This window comes from Paenibacillus sp. FSL H7-0714, from assembly GCF_038003765.1.
Classification (GTDB): domain Bacteria; phylum Bacillota; class Bacilli; order Paenibacillales; family Paenibacillaceae; genus Paenibacillus_AQ.
This window is the reverse complement of sequence record NZ_JBBOPT010000001.1, coordinates 1612417-1634261: the sequence shown is the minus strand read 5'-3', so window position 1 is coordinate 1634261 and position 21845 is coordinate 1612417. Positions and strand designations below refer to the sequence as shown.

Below are 21845 nucleotides of genomic sequence, written 5' to 3'. Positions count from 1 at the left end.
TTTTTCTTTTATACTTTTGAGGAGTCTCCACCATGTAATTTTTAAATAAGGTTATAAAATATCTTACTGTAAAATAGATCAATCCTGGTATTAGCAATAGATAGATCATCTTGTACCTGATCGATCAGCATGCTTTTATAGTACAGCAGCCTGCTTGAGCCGTTTAGAGGGACTGCACTCTTAAAAAGAATCTCTAAGAGGAATTGCCACATTGAAGGATTCTTTTCTTTCCTCATCTACTCCAACTGCACAATATAGTACACTCGGGTTACCATTGAGAAGTAGGAGTTGAGGACGTTCCAATGCATTCACCTTCTGAGTAATTCCGCCCTCCCATATAATCTGTCTTTTAAATGCTAAAGGATTAGAACACAATAACCAGTTAATGCTATCCATAGACTCAAACAACGCAACCGAGCTCTCGCCAGTTTTAGTAAAATACCCTTGGAAATCTTTAACTAATGCATAAAAGCGATCCTCCTGATACCAAATATAGGGATCTTCTACAGACCAATTATTTTCCGGATTTACCATAATGGGACCTCCGATTTTGCGGAAAGGACCTAGAGGCTGATCTGCGACAGCAACTCTGCAAGCAACCACCCCTCCTTTAGGCATGGAACCTTGACCAACACCTTTGTATACCATTACGATCTTACCTTCTGGAGTCTTAGCCACAGTTGGATTCGCAACCATTTGATGATCCCAGGAACCTCTTGTCACATCAATAACAGGGGTTTCAAATGTTGTCCAAGGACCCGCAAGGGTGATCTGCGACTGCTACTCCTATACGTTGATTGTTACGATGGGTCCAGTACTCACCGTTCCCTCTATTCCCTGTGTAATACAAATAATACTTGCCATCAACTTCAAGAAGAGTCGGGTTATGAATTACATCCGTATCCCAGCATACTCCACCACTTCCTTGCAAAGCCACCGATTGAAAAGTAAAGGGGCCAAGTGGATCAGAAGCGGTTGCATAGCACACCTCAGAATGAGTCACCCATGCATCATACCCCAATTCCTGAGGCCATCTGGAATACAACATGAGGTATTCTCCATCTGAAATCTTTACAACTGTTGAACACCAGACCTGATACTCCTCCATGCGAAAAACAGCATGACGCGGTACAGGAAGCAAGGTGGTTTGAAAATTTATTAAACTCATTTGCATGATCTCCCTATAATTAGTGTAAGACTGTTTAAGATGACTACAACGAAGATAATAAGGAACAAGACTAAGTAAATATTGAAGGAGGTTCTTCCTGAATTCCTCCATAAATCATGCCACCGACTCTGCCATTTCCTATAGGCAATGCTTCCGTCCAGTTCTCTGCTGGACGATTATACCAGAGGTGCCAGTGTTTTTTGAGTTACTCATTCAGCTACTCCCTCGAAGGTAGATTCATTACCTAGTGGAATAAATACGCTATAAGAATGTCCCCTTTCCGTTGGCTCGTTCACATCTATTGCCCCGAACAAAACATGCGGACTCCCGTTACGGAATAACAACTGGGGTCTTTCCAGCTTCGTTCCGCTGAAACTGCCATCTTCCCATCTGAATTCTTTGCCTAATGCTTTCGGGTGAGCGGATACAGACCAATTGAGTCCATCTTGAGATTCAAACAAAACAATGCCACCATCTTCACCAGTAAACAAACCCTCAACATCGCGAGTTAACGCGTAGTACCGATCCGAGCCACACCAAATAAATGGATCCTCTGCAACCATATAGTGATCTCCTTCGCCCTCGAACTGAAAGACACTTCCTTGCTTTTTCACGAAAGGTCCTTCTGGCTGATCAGCAATTGCAGCCCCATACTGTACCTTCCCGCCTTTTAAATTATTATTTTGGGTGACTCCTTTATATATCAAGAGCACGCCCCCTTCAGGACGAGCCATTACGCTAGGATTTGAGACTAACAAGGAGTCAAAGGCAGATGTATTCTGACTGATATCCAGCATCGGTTGATCAAACCGTTTCCAAGGTCCTGCGGGATGATCAGCTACCGCTACACCAATTCGTTGGTTGTTGCGATATTCCCACCAATCAGAATTCAACATTGAAGTAGGCTGTGACACATCACCTGTTCCTGTAGTTCCCGTATAGTAGAGATAATAACAACTTCCAATTCTTGTTATCGTAGGGTTATGTGTGACGCAGCCGTCCCAGTAACTATTGCCTCTGCGAGGCAAAGCAACGTCCTGAAAGTAATATGGACCAAGCGGATGATCAGCTACCGCATATGCAACTTCTGAATCGGTTACCCAAGCATAATGTCCAAGCTGCCTTGGCCAGCGGGAATAGAGCATGTGAAACTTCCCATCATCTCCCTCTACTACACTGGTACACCATATGTAGTAATTCTCATCCATCATTTTTGCTGTAAATGGAACCGGTTGTAATTTTGAGTAAATATCCAAACCAATTTCTTTCATGATCGTACTCCTCCTTATTCATAATGGAATAAATTTTATCATCACAGTGGACAGGCAAATTTTATTTTATTGCGTTATTGTTTCAAAATATTATGTTTCAACAAAACAATTGCAATATAATAACGCCCTTCTATTGAAGTGCTATTTTCAATAATTTTTGTACTCAAATTTGATATACAATAGAATCGAAATATCCATATTTAGAGGAGATGACTGATGTGACCCCCTTTCGTAAACCTTTTGATGGAGACCATCTATTTCCGTTTCATATTATTCATAAGAACACCAAGCTTCCTCAGAATGAACTACCTGATCATCTTCATGACTTCTATGAGCTTGTTTATGTTTATGAAGGTAAAGGTACATTTTTTATAGATAAGAATTTGTATGAAAAAAAACCTGGTGATTTATTTATCATTCCAGGCAATACCGTGCATCGTTCTATTCCAGAGGAGACCTTTCCTATCGTATCAACTGCCCTATTTTTCGCTCCTGCACTGGCGGTCATGGATAACTATGATGAATCTTACTCGCTACTGAATTGCTTTGATTTAGCGCGGAAGCATAAAATTCACAAAATTGAGTTGTCTGATTCACATCAAATCATGATCGAAAAAGATATCCAATCCATCTATAGAGAGAGCGTTAACCAACAAGAAGGATTTCGTTCTGCCATTAGACTCAAGTTAGGATGCCTCTTGCTGCACATTAATCGTTATTTATCTGAACATTTTATCAAGATGCCTTTAGAAAATCGTATGGGTCCCACATGGATAAAAAAAGTGATAAGCGAGATCGATGCTCACCCTGAAAGACAACAAAGTCTTACGGAGTTTTCGAAGAGCTCATTAGTATCACAAGCTCATTTTTCACGTGTGTTTAAACAATATACGGGTATGAACTTGACGGAATATGTGAGTGCAAAACGTATTAGCCTTGCCAAGGAATTATTGAAGGGAACAGATGAAAGTGTGGCAAGCGTAGCGGAGAAGTGCGGCTTTGCTAGCATCCCGCATTTCCACCGAACTTTTAAACTGCTAACGAAGTCAACTCCATCCGCTTACCGAGGGACTGCAAAATAGCTGAGTACGTAAACATCAGCGAAGGTACGTTCTGCAAATGATGCTAATTTTGAGCCTTTGTTTGGATAGTAGCTCTCAATGGCCTTAATCAGAGAAATCATGCAAATGGAGATCAATTCCTCCATGTCCTTTCCTCAATAAAAAAATTTCAGAATGTAAATGAATAAAATAAATAGGCCGATCCAGTGAGGGATCAACCTATTTATTGAATTGACTATCTTAGCCAAATATACTACTGCCCAATATACTTTCATTGTTCAATTTTGTAAAAATTAGGAATATCTTCCCTACTGCTAAACCTACAGCTTCCAGATACGGTACAAAATAACTGCTGCTTCAGCACGGGTAAGCGTGTCGTTAGGTGCAATTCTACCATTCTTACCGTTCACAACTCCGAATTTGATCAACAGTGACGCACTTTCTTTCGCGTAGCTGGAGATACTTGCTTCATCCAGATAAGTATATAAAGCTCCGCTCGCCTTGACTTGCTTGCCTGATGCCGCCAGCGCGCGTGCTGTCAGCACCATCATATCTTGACGGGAGATACCGCTGTTTGGTCTGTACGTATCATCTTCAAACTCTGTAGCAATTCCCAGTTCCTTCGCGATGACCAGTTCATCATAATAATAGTCCGTCTTTTGGACATCGCTGAACAATGCTGTACTTGTTCCCGTCCCCTTCAGTTCAAGCGCTCTGACGAGAAGAGCAATGAAATCCGCTCGCTTTATAGAATCTTCAGGCGAGAAACTATTCACGCTCGTTCCTTGAATGACATCGCGAGCTGTCATTACATCTATAGCTTGTTTTGCCCAAGATACGCTCTGCAGGTCTCCGAAGTTTTTCTTTACAAAGTTTACTGCATAAATGCTGAAGTGGGTCGTTTGAAATACAACCGTTTGGGTTGCAGCATCATATCGGCCGTTCGGAACCGGAGCTACGTTGCCTTTATCATCGATGTACCAAACAACGATTAAATCCGGATTACTTAGCTCCTCCGCTGTCGGTGTATACGGAATGGATACCGTGACAGGAGCGTTAGGGTTATTCCATGGAATGACTTTATCGCCTGATACTACGCTTAGATCAATAACCGGATGGTTGCCGATCAAATTGTGGGTAGCTGCACTCAGGCTGTCCGCTGAGACTTTACTTATGCGTATGGACACTTGATCAGCATGGTCTGTTAAGTCGGGCAGGATATTGCTTGGAATTTGGATTGTAGCATTTTCCGTCTTAAGCAGTAGTTCAAAGTTTTCTTTCCCCATCAAGCTTTGGGTTGGCAATTGTATATCATACACTTTCGCATCCGTTTGCTTTGGTACTTCGATCACGATTTGTTTCTTGCCGTTTGCCGCTGCTGTAGCTTGTTCAAGCGCTTTTTTCAAATTGTCGCTGGAGATCGTGCCTATGGCACGCCCGTTATCGGATTTCACCTCCAGTGTAATCGTAACAACACCATCTTTGTTTGCAATGGCTACAGGCTGTGGAGTTGTTACTGCACTACCAGTGTTGTTACTACCAGTTGGTTCATTGGTTGGTACTGGTGTCGCTGTTGGATCCGGTGTTGGTGTTGGTTCCGTATCAGTTGATTTCCCCTTGAGGGTAAGTACACCGTAAACAGATGTGTCCATATATCCAGTACCGGCTGTATCGTTCCAAGCCGCAACACTTTGACGTGAGCCGTCTTTAGCATCATTGATCTGTACATCGAAACCAAGCTTTGTATCGTCATCCGGAGTTATCCCATGAAGCGGAATCTTCACTTCAACCGTGTAGTTTGTTCCGGAAATGTGAGTCGCCGATTCGAAACCAGCTGCGATGCTTGTGGGATTAAATGAAGTCTCATTGTCAAAATTGATTCTGTACTGCCCATCATCCTCTTGATAGAACGTTGTTTTCCCATTGTTTGGGTCCACGAAGATTTCAACCGAATCCTGTTCATGTGCGTTCACACTGCTCTTATCAAGCTGCGTATCGCTAACCTGGATCAGGACATAAAGATTTTGATCATCCCAGAGTGCTTTTGCCACTCCGCTCGCACCCTGCCAAGCTGTTTGATAACGGTTGATCGGCATTTCAGCGGTCTGGCTCCAGATCTCGTCAACCGTTCCATCAATGACAGGTGCAGCGAATTTAGCGGTCGAATGATTAGCTTCAACCGATTCAGGCTCATGCTCTTCAATGAAGGTATCAGGATCGATAACGCCATAGTAAGCTGGCTTGGCTTGTAAGTTCTTATCGAACAGTAGTGGATTGGATGAAGCTCTCCAGCTCGTGTTATCATCCATACCCCAGAAGGTAACGCGTTTGATATGCTCATCGTTAGCTCTGAAGATATTTAACAACTGCGCATACAGATAACCCTGCGCATTAGCGAGCTTCTCAGAAAGCTGATAGTTGCTTCCAGCCTGAATGTCCAGCTCGGTAATGCTAACTTCGACGCCCAAGGAAATAAACTTCTCCAAGGACCGCTCCACATTTTCCGGGTTTGTATTGATGCTGTAATGTGCTTGCATGCCGACACCATCAACAAGCAATTTACCAGGGTGAGTCAGCGCATATTTATCATTAATTTCTTGGACCATACTGTAAATGGCCTGCGCTTTATTCTGATTATCTTCGTTATAATCATTGTAATAGAGTTTAATATTCCAATCAGGATTCGCGTCTAGAATTTCTCTTGCCGCCAGGAATGCCTGCTCTACGTAGTCTGCGCCGATAGCACTCTTCCATGGGGCGGATCGCAGTGCAGTTTTCCAATCCGTTGGGTTAGACGGGTTATCACTCATCGCCTCATTGACAACATCCCAGGAGATCACCTTATCGCCAAAATGCTCCATAACGGTTTTGATATGAGCCCTCAAATTATCTAGAGCCTCATCCCGTCCCAAGGGGATCGTGTTGTTGTCTGCATCTGATGTTGTATTCATCCATGCTGGTGATTGCTGATGCCATACCAATACATGGCCATGCATCTGCATTCCCTCATCCAACACTTTATCTACAAGCTCATCCGCACCAGTGAACGTGAAGTTGCCCTTTGTAGGCTGCAACGCATCCGGCTTCATGGCATTACCTGCCGTAGCGACATTATGATGCATTTTCAGAAGTTCAAGTCTTACGCCTTCCAAATCCTCCGCAGATATTGCGTTTCCGATCAAAAAATGATCTTCATAAGCATCTTTAATCGGAATCAGATCCTTTTGAATACCAACCGGACCCGATCCTGTTTTTTCAAAGCTGATATCGTCGATATAAAAAGATGCAGTACTGTTACTTGAGCTTTCCACATAAATGGTCAAATACTCGCTGCTTACATTGTTATAGCGGTATGTGCCTTCGAACTGAACCCAGCCATCGTTTGCGCTGATGGTTTTAGGTGCGAGTTGTACATAATTGGCGCTGCTTCCATTGCCAACCTGGGTAGACAGCTGAAGCTGGGAGCTTGCAGGCTGGATCAGCTTGACCCATAACGAAATTTTATATTCGTAGCCCTTGTCCACATATTTCTCCACACGTAATGAAGGCCCATGCCAAGTACTCGTTCTGCCCTCTACCTTTAAAGCGTATGAACCGTTATCCGTATGATTCTCATCATCGGTAATCGTAAGCGTTTCGCTACCTGCTCTGCCTTCAAAACCACCTGCTTTTTGATCCTCAAAAGTAACCGTGGTAAAAGGTAACGCTGGATCTCTAGGTGGTTCTGGTGTTGGTATTGGTGTCGGCTCTGCTGTCACCTTTTCTGTAACCAACACATCGCCGATATAAAACGGAACGGCTTTACCTATCGCGTTCGATTGGACGCGAAGTTTCGTATCTTTACTCGTATCTACGATGAATTCTTTCGTCAAAGTGATCCCTTTGCCAGCTTCATAATCCCCACTTGCCAAAAGGGCATAACTGCCTATCGCTTGTATATAAGCTTGTGCACCGCTAGGTACAGTCACATCAGGATCAACGTACACTGTTGCGGTCACCGTGTAGGTTTTACCATTTTCCAGGCCTATGTCGCTAAATGTAAAATCAGCCGCGTCCCAGTCATTTGTTCTATTGCTAACATATAATGCGGCACCATCAGCATTACCAGCAAAAACCTTACCGGTGACAGCTGTTAGATTAGCACTACCTGATTGTGTAGCTAAACCCTTGCCACTCACAAAAGATTCGTGATAAATTTCTTTACCCGTTTCTGTTACCGCTTTTTTTGCCGTGATGAGGACGTCCCCAATGTAAAACGGAACGGCTTTTCCAATCTCGTCCGACAGAATACGTAGCGTCTTATCTTTACTCGTATCCACAGTGAATTCTTTAGTCAAGGTGATCGCTTTACCTGCTTCATAATTTACACTTGCCAAAAGACCATAGCTGTTTATGGTTTGGAGATAAGCTTGTGCGCCGCTAGGTACAGTCACATCAGCGTCAACATAAACGGATGCGGTCACCATGTAAGTTTTACCGTTTTCTAGGCCCATGTCACTAAATTTGAAATCAACCGCGTCATAGTTATTTGTTCTGTTGCTTACATATAAAGCAGCTCCGTCAGCATTGCCAGCAAATGCTTTATCGGTGACAGGCGTAAGACTAGCACTGCCCGATTGACCTGCGATGCCTTTGCCATTCGCAAAGGTTTCGTGATATACCATTACTGAGTCTGATGGTACTGTCGCATCGGGTGCTGCAGCTTCCGTAATCGGAGCCAGCCAGCTAGACGGAATAAGCAAAGCAGCTGCGAGTAAGATCGAGATGACTTGTTTAAACATTCTACTCATTTGTTGCATTCCTCCTCCAGTTTTGGAAATCAGTTAATTACCTGAATTTTCTAGAACCAACCCTTTAAAATGAAATATCCTCCTGATACTTAGGCGTAGCCAATGTCTTTAACTTTAGAGATTCACCTCCCATTTGTAACCGCTTACATATGTGCTTACACCATTTTACAACTCCGACACAATCCACAACTATACTAATACTAAAGGTGTTACCCCCCATAATCATAGGAAAACACACGAAAGATCCAGGAATTCCCTATGTCTTCCCATGTATTAAGACTTCTTCATAGGTAATCCAATACTATTCATTAAAAAGTTTTCACAATATGGACGATTACGAATGATCTTTTTTTAGATATGCGCATACTAAGCTCCATATTTTGAAACTTGCGCCAAGTTGAATCGTAAGTTTGAAGATAGGTCCTGAAGTCTACTGATTTGACGAACTGATATACCATACTTGTGTAGAACACGCAGTTATGTGCACTTATGCAGTAAATCGAAGCTTATGAGACCTAAAAAAAGACACAGCACAGCGGAGAGGAGCTATCATTAGTGGAGTATTACCGCAAGAATGTAACAGACAGTTTACAGGAAGTGCAGAGTACAACTAACGGGCTTACGTCGGCAGAAGTCGACAAACGACTGGAACGTGATGGTTACAATGAATTAAAAGGAAAGAAAAAAGATCCCCTCTGGAAGCTTTTTCTTGAAAATTTCAAGGACCCTATGGTGGTCGTACTGCTTATTGCGGCCATTGTCCAGATTGTTATGGGTCAAGTTATGGAGTCGCTTATCATTTTCCTCGTGTTGATTCTCAATGCAGTTATAAGTGTCATCCAAACTCGTAAAGCGGAGAGTTCACTTGATGCCCTGCAGCAGATGTCGGCACCCGAGGCTAAAGTGTTGCGGGATGGAGCCTTAAAAACCGTCCCTGCCAGAGAGCTTGTTCGCGGTGATATCGTATTACTGGAGGCTGGAGATTTTGTACCTGCCGACGGCCGTATCATAGAATCGGGAAGCTTGAAGATCAATGAAGGCATGCTGACCGGAGAATCCGAAGCTGTAGAGAAGCATACGGATACCATCGCAAAGGAATCTCCACTCGGGGACCGTCGTAATATGGCGTTTAGCGGTTCTTTGGTTGTATATGGCCGTGGAACTCTTGTAGTAACAGGAACTGCACTGACAACCGAAATCGGCAAAATCGCTGAACTCATTGAGAGCGCCGAAGCCAAGCAGACGCCACTACAGCGTAAGCTCGAAACCTTTAGCAAGCAGTTGGGTGTAGCGATTATCGTGCTGTCCGTTTTGATCTTTGCCATCCAAGCCGGACGTGTTTGGCTGTCGAATGATACACTGGATACCACGGAAGCCATTCTGAATGCCCTAATGTTTGCAGTCGCTGTGGCAGTCGCCGCTATTCCTGAAGCTCTATCCTCGATTGTAACGATTGTCTTATCCGTAGGTACGAATAAAATGGCTAAGCAACATGCGATTATTCGTAAGCTGCCAGCCGTCGAAGCACTTGGATCAACCAGTGTCATCTGTACGGACAAAACCGGTACTCTGACCCAAAATAAAATGACGGTTGTAGATTACTTTTTACCGGAAGGTGAACGTGATCAATTCAATCAAGAGCCCGAAGAATGGTCTGAGGAAGCCCGGCGCCTCCTACACATTGCCGTGCTTTGTAACGACTCTAACATTAATGAGGATGGTAAAGAACTAGGCGATCCAACTGAGGTGGCACTTATTGCCTTCAGTAACAGCATGAATAAAGATTACAAGGAAATACGCGACAATTTCCCTCGTGAAGCCGAACTTCCTTTTGACTCTGATCGCAAGCTAATGACGACCTTACACACTTTTAACGGACAAAAAGCAATGATCACTAAAGGCGGACCAGATGTACTCTTTAGTCTTTGTACGCATGTACTACTAAGTGGACAAGAAGTGCCGATGACACCGGAAGTTCTTGATCGTTTCATTGAAGCCAATGAGGAATTCTCCAGCAGAGCACTACGTGTACTTGCCTATGCTTACAAAACTGTACCAAATACGGTCACTGAAGTGGGTCTTGAGGATGAACAAAATCTGGTGCTCGTAGGCTTGACAGCTATGATTGATCCCCCTCGGGAAGCTGTCTATGGCGCGATCGCAGAATCCAAGAAGGCTGGAATTCGGACTATCATGATTACTGGTGATCATAAGACAACCGCACAAGCGATCGGACGCGATATCGGCCTTATGACCGAAAAAGAAATTGCCGTAACCGGTCAAGAGCTTGATGCCATGTCCGATGAAGAACTGGATAATAAGCTTGAGCAGATTGGTGTGTACGCACGAGTCTCTCCGGAGAATAAGATCAGAATTGTCCGGGCGTGGCAGCGAAAAGGCAAAATCACTGCTATGACCGGTGATGGTGTAAATGACGCGCCTGCCTTGAAGCAAGCAGATATCGGTGTTGCTATGGGCAGTGGAACCGATGTTGCTAAAGATGCGGCTGCCATGATTTTGACCGATGATAATTTTGTATCCATTGTGAATGCTGTGTCTGTAGGCAGAACGGTATTCGACAATATCAAAAAAGCGATCGCCTATTTATTTTCAGGCAACCTGGGTGCGATTATCGCCATTCTGTTTGCCCTGATCTTCGACTGGATTAATCCCTTCACAGCGATTCAGCTTCTATTTATCAATCTGGCGAATGATTCACTGCCCGCCATTGCCCTTGGTATGGAGAAACCTGAACCTAACGTGATGAATAGAAATCCAAGGGAACTGAAGGAAGGTATATTTGCCGGAGGAATGATGCAGGCTATTATTACCCGTGGTCTACTTATAGGTATAGCCGTAATTATATCCCTGTATATCGGACTCCAGCATTCCCCTGATATGGGCGTGGCTATGGCATTTACAACCCTGATCCTGTCTCGTACACTTCAGACCTTTGCCGCTCGCTCGAACAGTCAAACAGCTATTGAAGCTGGGTTTTTCAGCAACAAATACGTCATCGGAGCCGTTTTGGTCTGCTTTGCCTTTTACGGGATTGCGGTTCTGCCAGGGGTTAGAGAAATCTTCTCGATTCCAGCTTCATTCGGAATGTCCGATTGGCTGATTGCAAGCGGTCTGGCACTCGGCGCCGTCATCCTAATGGAATTGACGAAGGTTATTCGTAGAGCGTTTACTCCTAAATCAGCTTCTTAATCACAATTGAACAAAAAATCAAAACAGCGATTCTCCAAGGATGGAGAATCGCTGTTCTTCTGTCATTTTCAGATCTGATTTAAACATCTGTATTATGATCAAAATATCACGTAAATTTTTAATATTTGACTATGTATTCACAACATTCATCCCCATGAACATTACATTTCACTTCCCGGACGGAAACTCGTTTCCCACGTATTTTGCTAAGTGCTCCTTCGATAATGGCCCCCTCTAGGTCACATACCATTTTCCCTTCCATAATAGGTAACCCTTCGCAGAAACAATCGTGTACTGCAATTGACATTCCCTTGTCATCTTCATGGGTTATTATTGGGATCCCTATCTTCATTTGTTCGAATAACCCGAATAGTTCATTAACGGAGGTAACACCAAACTCTTCCCCAATTTTTCTTCCTATCGTCAACGTTGTGCCCTTACCATTCATGGGTAACGCTTGGTATAATCCAATAAGTCTAATCGTTCTGAAAAGCTCTAAGGGTACAGCATCACCCAAATTTTCTCTCTTTATTTTTTTCATATCTGTAAAAGTAAAATGATCCATACCCGTAGCCTCCAAATTCTTATGTAATTTATATTTCAAATTTAATTAATATATTGAGTATAAACGTATCCAATAAATGCTTTGTGATCCTACGCACTTCCTATCCCTAATGATTGGAAGAACAAGGGTTAAAAATCATTATTTTATATTCTGACACTTGACTGTTAGCGCTTCATCTACGATAATTACAACCTCACCCAAAAAACTGGGACTGGAAGAAAATTGATTTTGAAAAGAGGCGGTCGTTATTAGCTGGTTAAGTGATCTATATAAATTACAGAAGCGGGAGCTAAAAAAGGACATCGAACCCTCTTTAGTCAATGCCATCTTTCGGATGTATGATAGATTTCCCAGGATTGGACTTAAAGAGCGGATCGGCCAGCAAGATATGTCTCTGGATATCGCTGATGCTTATATTAGTGGTAGAAACGCAATGATTGAAGCTGGAGTCGGCATCGGTAAGTCCTTTGCATACCTCATTCCCAGCCTGCTCATTAACCAAGTCTCAAGACAACCGATCATTATTGCAACATCCTCCATACAACTTTCAGAACAGATCCATAAAGATCTGAGATTCATCGGAAGCCGGCTCGGATTTACATCGGTTCGCTCCGTAGTCGGAAAAGGCATGGGGCAATATGCTTGCCGATACAGGGCAGCAGACCTGTTACAACCTGATGATTCAAGCTCTCCTCTATCTACACTTGCCCAGTGTATTGTGAATTATGACATTGATGAGAGAGCAGACATTAAGGGCGGGGTTAGTGATGCAGTATGGTCTAATGTTTGTGTGAATGATTGTAAATTTGAACGATGCCATTATAAAAGCACATGTTCATTTTACGAGATGAGAGCGAAGATTAACGCCGACGCCAGCGACATGGATTTTATTATCGTCAACCAGGACCTGCTCATCCGTGATTTGATCAAGAAAAAAGAAGGAACGAAGGGATTAATCAATGAACGGCCAGCTCTGATCGTAATTGATGAAGCTCATAATCTGGAAGCAAAGGTTAGAGATGCTAGAACGCTCGAGTTTACATACCGGGGAACCTGCCGTATTCTGGATGACACCTTACAGATTCTCTTCAAGCAATCCGCAGATAACGGCCTTTTGCCGCAATTTAAATTTTTGAAAAGATGCATGGGTCATATTTTCAAACAGGTAGAAACGGATTTCCTGCAAACAGCCAAGCAGGATAATGACCGGATAAAAGTGTCGGAAATCACAGGGATTCCGTTAAAGCGGGGGGCTCAGGTTTTGAAAGAGTTTAATCTCAGCTTATCCGTCTTAACTTCCAAGCATGAGCGAGAGATCGATAATCTTTTTGAAGCCATGAACGGACTTATAGATCTCTTTGATGTACTCGCCGGAGTCCAGGATAACTACCTGATTTGGGGAAGCAATACCCAGCGTGAGGCCACTATTAGTATCTGTCCTAAAGGCATAAGCCAGTTCCTAAGATATAGCTTATTTAACGGGAAAACATCTGTTATTTTAACGTCAGCAACCATGTGCCAGACCGGAGAAACACTAGAGGAACAATATGCATATCTGACGCAGTCGCTCGGTTACAAGGGAGATTATATGGAGCGCCAGGCTTCGCCGTTTGATTATGACAACCACACCATGCTGTATATTGCTAAGGACATCCCTTACTACAACCATCAGAACAAGGTAGGTTATCTTGAAGCGGCATACAAGGAAATGCTGAGGCTCTGTAATTTAACGGACGGACGGACATTGGTTCTTTTTTCAGCGAAGGAAGATATGAAGTACATTCATAATAAGTTAAAATCCGAGAAGCTAGCATGGGCGGTGCATGTTCAAAGAGAAGGTTCGTCTCAGGACGGGGTGATCGCTGAATTCCGTGGCAGTAAAGGCGTCCTTCTTAGTACCGGTGTATTCTGGGAAGGCGTGAACATCGAAGGTTCTGATTTGTCGCAGTTAATTATTTTCCGTCTGCCCTTCCCTGTTCCTTCCGATCCTGTCTATGAATATAAGGCATCTTTGACGAAGGATCCCTTAAATGACGTTTTTGTACCGGACATGCTGCTTCGGTTAAGACAAGGAACCGGGCGACTGATCCGTAGTGAGACTGACCTTGGTGTACTCAGCATACTTGATTCCCGTCTGTCTGCTGCTGCGAAAAAGGATTACCGGGATAAGGCATTGGAATCTTTACCATTTAAAAAGGTTACCGAGGATTTTAGAGTGCTGGAGAAGTTTGTAAAAGAAAAAGAGATACAACTTAGCGTTAAGTAGAATAGGCTGTACCGTCCTCTAAGGAACGCGTATTTTTGAATAGCGATACTGTGTATCGTTTGGAGGATCCTTTTCAGCATGAAAAAAAACAAACAAGCCTGAAGAGCTTCTGTGCCAGGCTTGTTTATTTTTGCTGTATCAGCTCTCCGAAGCTGATGATCCATTTATCATCCTTCATTCAATCATTCAAATTGTTCGTAGCCTCAAATGTGATAATCATTTACCCAAGGCAAAATAACCATCACGCTAGTACCTACCTGAACTTCTGAGTCTACCTTAATTTGTCCCCCATACATTTCTATTAATTGTTTACAAATTGATAATCCAATCCCTGTCCCTTTTTGCTTGGTTGTAAAGAAAGGGTCAAATATTCGATTTAGTTTATCCAGAGGAATTCCTTCCCCATTGTCTTTAAAAATAAGTATAATTTCGTTAGTCTCATTAGCGGTGCTAACTGTAATGTCTATTCTGCCTCGAAACGCTGTGAATGAATCGATACTATTTTTTAAAATGTTAAGGATTACCTGTTCTAGTTGAGAGGCGTTTCCATACGTCATTACTTTCTCTAGAGAATACTCCACGGAAAGAATAATATCATCACTAAGTATGAGTTGATTCACGATGTTATTAACTCTATGTATAACCTCGATAACGTTATATACTACACCGTTATTTTTCGAACTATCTCCTTTTCGAGCCAGTACTAGGAAGTCCGTTACTAATCCGTTCAGAGCATCAATCTCTTTGATGGTTATATCCAGATACGCACGCAATTCATCCGCCTTGATCACCGGTTCATATAGCCTGTTATTTACAAGCTGGGCAAATCCTTTAATCGAAGCAAGCGGATTCCGTATTTCATGTGCCATACCAGCTGCCATTTGTCCCATAACAGCAATTTTTTGTTCGTGCAAATTGTCAATCTGTTGATTTTTATTAGATAAATACCCCTTTGCAAAGCCCGTAAAACCGGTCCAGTTGCTTTCCATTAAACGATTATAAAAAAACAATCGAGTCGTAGAATCATCTTCTATCTCTTCAATGATCTTAAACATAATATTCTGAGCGATTAAGTTTAAATCCTTGCTCATTTCAAGTAAGATATCAAAATGATCACCGAATATTTCTGCAGTATAAATCCCTCGCTCCACCCCTTCTTTTTCTAGTAGGTTTAGGTATTGGTCGTAACCAAAGGAATCCAAGAACAGTGCCTCTATCATACTGATTAATATCGTGCTGAATGTTGAATCTAACAATTCCTTATGCGTCTCTATAAACCAGGCGGATTCGATATTTTTCATAGTTATAGAATGATAATGCCTATCTAAAATAATTGGAACAGCTAGGGTTAATGACGAACGTAATGCATTTGCTCTGTATGACATTTTCATCCTCCCTCTTTGTTGTTTTGTATTCAATATATATGTATATTTTCCTGCTTCAAAAGAAACAGTAAGTCACTATATTTCACAAAACCAATAGTTTTACTTAATTAATAATTATAAGCGCTATAAAAAATGCAACACCCCAAGCTATTCCGCCTGTAACGGAATGATTTGGGGTGTTGAGTACTTGTATGGTAAATCTATATAACCAAGGGGGAGCTTGTTAGCTCCTACTTACCTTCAAAAGACTAACCTTCCTCATTCTAGTATAACTATGCAATTAAAACGATATAGTCTATGTACTATCAAAAAAGCATTTGATCTAGGATCAAATGCTTTTTACGTTGCTCCTTGGTTATTCAAACAGATCATTCACGGAACGAATAGGCTTCACATCCATCGATTCCTTCGAGGCGGCTAGATTCAAATACACTCCTACCCAGATGATTGCGCATAAAATGATATAAACCATCTCTTTATCCCCTCCCTTGCGTGGGTTTTATCAGCAATCTATTAATCGTCTCTGTACTCAAAATCATCAATGTTAGTAGGGCAAATACTATGAACCAGAGCATCGATGGAGCGATGGAAAATCCAAGTGGCGCAACCGCAGTAAGGAAACAACTGAACAATGTGATTCTACCCGTACCCAGACGCTCGACCATCCTGTTGCTGAACAGACTGGATACGATACCCGCCGAGCCAAGAGATGAAGCAATCTCGGGCCAGATAACGGGCCATGCCGAGCCGAGTAAAGAGTCAGGAAGTCCTAAACTGATAAAAGCCAGATATATAAAAATCAAAAACCAGGTAGATAAGCATGCTTCCCCCTCGTGATAAAAATGATTCGTTGCACGCGTAAAGAAATACATTTATACACTTAATAAACATACTTTATAAAGTCTATGTATTAAGTATGCGATATAAGCATTCCTTTGTCAAGCAACCTATTCACTGATCTGGAGCTGTATCATCAGTGTGCAGTGCATATCAGCAATTAGATCAATACTCATATTGATCACCTAAAAAAGAGGCTTGTCCCATAAGTCATTCATCTCATGACTTATGGGACAACCTCTTAATGGAGCTCGACCAAATCCGGCTCCAATGACTTCAATGTCAACCAGCCCAGGCCGGCCTCGAAGTCTTCTTGAAATGTATTTTGCATAACAATCTGTGGATAAATGGGCATTGGATGTCGAAGCTGATAAGCTTCCCAAGCAGATGTCCAGATTTCTAATTCCACCTTATCCTGATATATTACAATTTTGTCCGGAGCAAGAACAGCATTCAGGGTTTGGATAATCCGGCAGGTAGTATCGATGAACGTGTCCTTGCCCATCTCGAGACTCCAGTCAGGCATGTCGGGCAGGAATTTTATTTCCCCTGACATGCCCTGATTACCTTTAAGGATCTTTCCATTCAGATAGATACCCATGCCAGGTGGGTACCTGTTTGGAAAGTAAAGACCGAGCAAGTACTGTTCCTCTCCCTCTCCCTGGTTCATGCAATATCCGCTGATAGCTGCATTAACGTCATTTTCAACCAAGATAGGCAACTCAAATTGTTGCTCAATCTCTTGAATCATCCGTGAGCCAGTCAGCTCATGGTGGCTGCTGACTTTAATTTCGCCGTTGACAACCTGTCCCGGAATGCCTATGCCAATAACCTTGATAAAAGGATACAAGGCTATAGAGTGTTCAATAATATCACAAAAAAATTGTCTTTCGAAGACTGGAATGATATGTTCATCCTTCGCCAGAATCTCGTTCTCCAAATTCACAACGGTGGCTGAAATCAGTACCTGTCCCTCTTTATCCTTCAGATAAATAACCAGCCCGAGGCTGAAGTTGTAATTGTAGCGATAAGTTTGTGCTGGCCTACCGCCGTTTGATGGTACAGTCAAGTCTTCGAACAGCTCACCTAACTCGTGCAGTTCCTTGACTAATGAGTTTACTGTTACGACGCTCAGTTTGGTCAGTGCTGCCAGCTGGGGTTTGGTGGCTGTATTTATACGTTTCATCACTTGACGAACGTTGTTAAGATTAATTTCCTTCATTAAGTTGGCGTTTGCTGTTCTCATAAGCCCCCCTGCTCGATGAACGTAGGGATCAATTCATCAGGTATTCCGTTTAAGTATGATTGTACCTTAATGTCGTCTAGTTTTCATCTTCATACCTTAAATACGACAGTGTTAACTATTATATCTCGGGGTCCATCAAACTAAATTGCAAAGAATTGAACCTGGCTCGGATTAACAAAAAGGACCTTTAATGATTAAGAAGAAGAGCCGCCAATTTTAGCCGCTCTTCCATTACTTCTATCATCCTCAGGTTAATTGGTAATTACCCATTTTTGCCGATCAAGAGTAGGATCAAGCTCGCTTAGGGACAGTGTCGACCCATCCGCTGATACTTCCAGCGCTTTCTTATGATGAGCAGAAATAATACTTACGGTACCATCATCATTTTTGTGAAAAATCCAACGCTGATTGTTATATCCGAGATAAGGGTATAACTGAATTTTATTTTGCCCTGTGTCTAGATCAAGCGCCTGACCGGCTGTTGTACGAATAGAATAGGAACCTGAATCGTCCCCCGTCGGCACGAATACCCACTTCTGATCCGTAGAATCATTCGCATCCTTCAGGGTAACAGCTTCACCATTTGCGAGATTTGCTGTATAGAGAGATTTCTGTAGTTTTGCATTTACTAGACTGGATGTGGTCAAGTTGGCAGGTGTTTCTCCGCTCACGTTAACGTTTTGATATGAAGCATATCCGCCAAATACATGTAATCCAAAGCGACCTTTTGCAAAAGTGCCATCCAGGTCGATCACTTTCTGCCCGTCCACATAAACTACAATATGCGGGCCCTTCGCTTCGATTTTTACTTTATAGGTTTGACCTGGCTGAATGAACGTCGGAACTTTCGCCAGTATTTGACGCTCTTCAAAACGGCCTTCGATTTTATAAAAGAGACGTACGGACTTCATATTCGGATCCAGATTTAAATAGTATCCACTGCGTCCATCTTCGCTGGCGCGGAACAACATAGAGCCTGCTCCCCCGGATTTCCCTAACATCATATCTGCTTCATAAGTAAAGTCTCCAGCCTGCTTCTCTGCGATATAATTCGCGTCACTCAAGTAATTTCCACGAATTCCATTTTCACTAATGACCCAGGAGGCTGCAGAAAGATCTTTAGTCCATCCACCTAAGTTCGTATGAAATTCACCATCAGTTACCTTAACTAATACGCTTGTTGATATCTTCCCATTTGGAGTAGAGACAGTAATGATCGACTCGCCTTCTTTTTTAGCTACAATGGTTGCCTGTAAGTTATCTGCCATGTTTAGTTCAACTACATCTTTGTTACTGGAATTCCATTTCAGCGGCTGTGTACCATTGCCTGTTCCATTCTCTACCATTGCAAAGAGTGTGTCACTTTGCCCCTTGCTCAGTTCACGATCATTTGTATCCATCATTATCTTGGTAGCGGAATTGGACTCCTGATACCATACAGAGCCTAACCGATTCACCTTCAGAGATACGACCTTTACGTTGCCTCCATTGGTGTAAAAGCTCAAAGCTCTGCTGGCTGGATCCGGAAAAATGACATCAGAGAAAACGACTTTACCGTTGTTGCCAAAAACCTCAACAGAAGACTCGTCTACAAGGATACGCATCTTAACACGCTTATTCTCCGTTTGCATTGGCGCTTCATGTCTTGTACTAAATAAACTCGAAAAATCCGTCAAACCAGATGCAGACCGATCCACGAAAATCTGACTCTCACTAGGTTTATATCCAACTACCGTTTTCTGACTTCCACCTACACGAACGTTAAAACCAAATTCACTTACCTGACTGCCTGCAGGAATTTCTACTTCAGCTTCAATCTCGTATGCACCAGAGGTAACCCCTTTCAATAGATTCTGAGAAGAAGGACTCACCTCTTTGTTAACAGTAGAATACAGCTGACTACGCAGCAATTCCAACTCCTTGATCGGACTTTGAGCGAGCTGAATCCCATCTTTTGTCGTCACTAATGAGACTTCTCTTGGGATTGACAGTACGCCCTTCCAATGGGGCGTTGGGAAAGCAAACGGATAGTCCCAGTTTGTCATCCAAGCCATCATTACGCTGCGATGATCTGGCATGTTCGAAAAAGACATCGAAGCGTAGAATTCTTTTCCAAAATCTGTTCGCAATACTTTCCCTGCCGGATTATCATTAACAAATTTACCTTCCGCTGTTAAATGACCCACAAAATATTCAGCATCTGATCCGCCTGTTTTGGGATTCGCTCCTGTACTAATCATCAGAACCCATTTCTTCTGTGATGTTCCGTCTACCGAAAGTTGAAGCAAATCTGGACATTCCCATACACCGCCGCGAACATAATCCCCGTATCCCCAACTATCTGTCAGGGTCCAATCAAGTAGATTCGTTGAAGTAAAGAAACGAATATGATCTCCACCGGATACAACCATGACCCAGCTGTTATTGTCGTTATCACGAATCACTTTCGGATCACGGAAATCCCAACCTCCGGGCTCCCCTCCATTATCGCCTGGATTCTCGATAACCATTGGACGCGCCTTGGAATATTCCCAAGTACGACCTTGGTCCTTGCTGTATGCAAGACCGATACGCTGATTCCCATTCGGGCCATCGGGATTATAGGAAGTGTAGTAGGCAATTAGCCCCTTACCTCCTGAATCCCCGAACAAGCCTGATGCATTCGTCAAATCTGCCACAGCCGATCCAGACCAGACATGTCCATGATCATTCCACGGCAGCGCAATCGGTAGCCGCTTCCAGTTCAGCATATCTTTACTGACAGAATGTGCCCATGTGCCTCCGTCCTGATGGAATAGATGATATTCTCCTTCGAAGTAGACCAGTCCATTCGGATCACTTGCAGAACCACGAATTGGCGTATAGTGATATTGAGGACGATATTTTTCATTATAATAACTGCTAGCATCCGTCACATAAGTATCCTGGAAGTAAGCCGTTCCTTGTTTAACGACGATTCCTGCATATCCATCGGTGTAGGTTTTATCTGTTAGATCGATTGCAGCCGGGGTGTATCCGTCTAGGAAGACCTGAATTCTGTTTCCATTTGCCTTTATCTCAACGTGATGTTTTGCTCCGGTCTGACTTGGATAGGTATGCTGTGAACTTGCAAGGGTTGTTCCGTTAGCTTTCGTCAAGCTTACACGGACCTGATTTCCTTCCTTCGTAAGGGCAGCTTCATATCCCTTTGTTCCATCAGCCGATGAACGAAAGGCGAGCGCTGCAACAGAATCAGGACGAAGAGATATATTACCTTCATATACAAAATCAGCAGCTTGTTTGTTATATATTTGCAGTGACTTACTCTGGTTTGCCACCATTCCTTTTTTGCCGCTGATATTAGGCTGCCATTGTCCTTGATTTGTAACCACAGCACCAAGATTTCCTTTCAGATCACTTACGATTATGTTTTGGAACAAAACAGAACCATCCCATACATTGAGTCCTAGCCTACCTGTACGATACGCGTTATCCTGAACCTCAATCACAGGTTTATATGCATTGTCCCAATATACTTTCAGCAATGCCCCCTCTGCTTTCACCTTGAGATGATAGATTTCGCCTACCTTGACTGTAACTTTTCGCTCCTCTTTTAATCTCCCTTCACTACCACTTGCGTCTTGTAAACGAATCATACCTGCATTCGGTACGATTTGGAGCATGTAGGAACCCCAGCCATCTTCATTAGAACGGAACAATAAGGTCGCGTCAGCTTTCATATCCTTGATCATGACGTCAGCTTCATAGATAAAATCCTCTGACACCGTTTCGGAGATTGCCATTACATTTTCTTTTGGATCGGAAGTCAGTAAGATTCCTTCAGGAGTATCCACCAAGTTACCTTTTCCTTTTATTTGCCAACCTGTCAAATTCGTTTTTGTATTGGTTACGCTTTCAAAAATAGAAAGTCCCTCCTTAGCTCGTTTGCTTACCTCCTGTTCAGCGAGCGCAGCCCATCCAGTCCCGGGATTTGCTACATAAATGCCTGCTGAAGTCATTACAAGTCCTATTGCCATAAGAAAGCATATTGCGACTTTTCCTTTATT

Annotated in this window: 11 protein-coding genes and 3 pseudogenes; 3 read left to right on the top strand and 11 right to left on the bottom strand. The window is 42.9% G+C overall.

All coding sequences use genetic code 11. From position 1 onward, the window contains the following. Positions 1-180: 180 nt before the first annotated feature. From NST34_RS07230 to NST34_RS07220, 4 genes and pseudogenes are all read right to left on the bottom strand, one after another. Entirely contained in the window at positions 181-696 is a 516-nt protein-coding gene (locus NST34_RS07230; RefSeq protein WP_341127467.1) for a hypothetical protein, read from the bottom strand. Positions 697-739: 43 nt separating this feature from the next. Then, the gene (locus NST34_RS07225) at positions 740-1168 is read right to left on the bottom strand and encodes a hypothetical protein (RefSeq protein ID WP_341127466.1); all 429 of its coding nucleotides are present in this window, start codon (positions 1166-1168) and stop codon (positions 740-742) included. Positions 1169-1259: 91 nt separating this feature from the next. Next, positions 1260-1355: pseudogene (locus NST34_RS32085) on the bottom strand (glycoside hydrolase N-terminal domain-containing protein); the annotation flags it as partial. Between the two features lie 22 nt (positions 1356-1377). Beyond that, positions 1378-2439, bottom strand: a complete 1062-nt coding sequence (locus tag NST34_RS07220) for a glycoside hydrolase family protein (protein WP_341127465.1) — start codon at positions 2437-2439, stop codon at positions 1378-1380. A gap of 209 nt (positions 2440-2648) precedes the next feature. On the opposite strand from NST34_RS07220, the gene NST34_RS07215 reads away from it, so the two are divergent. Next, positions 2649-3521: a helix-turn-helix transcriptional regulator gene (locus NST34_RS07215; protein ID WP_341127464.1), complete on the top strand. Its 873-nt coding sequence runs from the start codon at positions 2649-2651 to the stop codon at positions 3519-3521. 26 nt (positions 3522-3547) lie between these two features. On the opposite strand, the pseudogene NST34_RS07210 reads toward NST34_RS07215, so the two are convergent. Further along, a pseudogene (locus NST34_RS07210) lies at positions 3548-3655 on the bottom strand (sigma factor); the annotation flags it as partial. 165 nt (positions 3656-3820) lie between these two features. Continuing rightward, positions 3821-8290, bottom strand: a complete 4470-nt coding sequence (locus NST34_RS07205; RefSeq protein ID WP_341127463.1) for an endo-1,4-beta-xylanase — start codon at positions 8288-8290, stop codon at positions 3821-3823. 555 nt (positions 8291-8845) lie between these two features. Between NST34_RS07205 and NST34_RS07200 the strand changes: the two genes are divergently transcribed. Then, on the top strand, positions 8846-11500 hold the full coding sequence (locus tag NST34_RS07200; protein ID WP_341127462.1) for a cation-translocating P-type ATPase: 2655 nt from the start codon (positions 8846-8848) through the stop codon (positions 11498-11500). A gap of 118 nt (positions 11501-11618) precedes the next feature. Here NST34_RS07200 and NST34_RS07195 read toward each other — a convergent pair whose 3' ends face one another. After that, positions 11619-12065 (bottom strand): V4R domain-containing protein, encoded by a 447-nt coding sequence (locus tag NST34_RS07195; RefSeq protein WP_042185883.1) that lies wholly within the window; start codon positions 12063-12065, stop codon positions 11619-11621. A 334-nt stretch (positions 12066-12399) separates the two neighbouring features. Here NST34_RS07195 and NST34_RS07190 point away from each other — a divergent pair, with 334 nt between their 5' ends. Then, positions 12400-14331: an ATP-dependent DNA helicase gene (locus NST34_RS07190; protein ID WP_341127461.1), complete on the top strand. Its 1932-nt coding sequence runs from the start codon at positions 12400-12402 to the stop codon at positions 14329-14331. A gap of 203 nt (positions 14332-14534) precedes the next feature. On the opposite strand, the gene NST34_RS07185 is transcribed toward NST34_RS07190, so the two are convergent. The 4 genes and pseudogenes from NST34_RS07185 to NST34_RS07170 form a co-directional block, all read right to left on the bottom strand. Then, entirely contained in the window at positions 14535-15716 is a 1182-nt protein-coding gene (locus tag NST34_RS07185) for a sensor histidine kinase (protein WP_341127460.1), read from the bottom strand. A gap of 548 nt (positions 15717-16264) precedes the next feature. Continuing rightward, positions 16265-16588: pseudogene (locus NST34_RS07180) on the bottom strand (hypothetical protein); the annotation flags it as partial. A 206-nt stretch (positions 16589-16794) separates the two neighbouring features. Continuing rightward, positions 16795-17775, bottom strand: a complete 981-nt coding sequence (locus NST34_RS07175; protein WP_445667685.1) for an ROK family protein — start codon at positions 17773-17775, stop codon at positions 16795-16797. A gap of 275 nt (positions 17776-18050) precedes the next feature. After that, positions 18051-21815 (bottom strand): GH32 C-terminal domain-containing protein, encoded by a 3765-nt coding sequence (locus NST34_RS07170; RefSeq protein ID WP_341127458.1) that lies wholly within the window; start codon positions 21813-21815, stop codon positions 18051-18053. Positions 21816-21845: the final 30 nt, after the last annotated feature.

What these genes read in the sequence shown, in the direction of transcription:
- NST34_RS07225 (WP_341127466.1), bottom strand. Translation starts at nt 1,168, where the DNA reads ATGAGTTTAATAAATTTTCAAACCACCTTGCTTCCTGTACCGCGTCAT.
- NST34_RS07220 (WP_341127465.1), bottom strand. Translation starts at nt 2,439, where the DNA reads ATGAAAGAAATTGGTTTGGATATTTACTCAAAATTACAACCGGTTCCA.
- NST34_RS07205 (WP_341127463.1), bottom strand. Translation starts at nt 8,290, where the DNA reads ATGAGTAGAATGTTTAAACAAGTCATCTCGATCTTACTCGCAGCTGCT.
- NST34_RS07195 (WP_042185883.1), bottom strand. Translation starts at nt 12,065, where the DNA reads ATGGATCATTTTACTTTTACAGATATGAAAAAAATAAAGAGAGAAAAT.
- NST34_RS07185 (WP_341127460.1), bottom strand. Translation starts at nt 15,716, where the DNA reads ATGTCATACAGAGCAAATGCATTACGTTCGTCATTAACCCTAGCTGTT.
- NST34_RS07170 (WP_341127458.1), bottom strand. Translation starts at nt 21,815, where the DNA reads ATGGCAATAGGACTTGTAATGACTTCAGCAGGCATTTATGTAGCAAAT.
- NST34_RS07230 (WP_341127467.1), bottom strand. Translation starts at nt 696, where the DNA reads ATGGTTGCGAATCCAACTGTGGCTAAGACTCCAGAAGGTAAGATCGTA.
- NST34_RS07215 (WP_341127464.1), top strand. Translation starts at nt 2,649, where the DNA reads ATGACTGATGTGACCCCCTTTCGTAAACCTTTTGATGGAGACCATCTA.
- NST34_RS07175 (WP_445667685.1), bottom strand. Translation starts at nt 17,775, where the DNA reads ATGAAGGAAATTAATCTTAACAACGTTCGTCAAGTGATGAAACGTATA.
- NST34_RS07190 (WP_341127461.1), top strand. Translation starts at nt 12,400, where the DNA reads ATGTATGATAGATTTCCCAGGATTGGACTTAAAGAGCGGATCGGCCAG.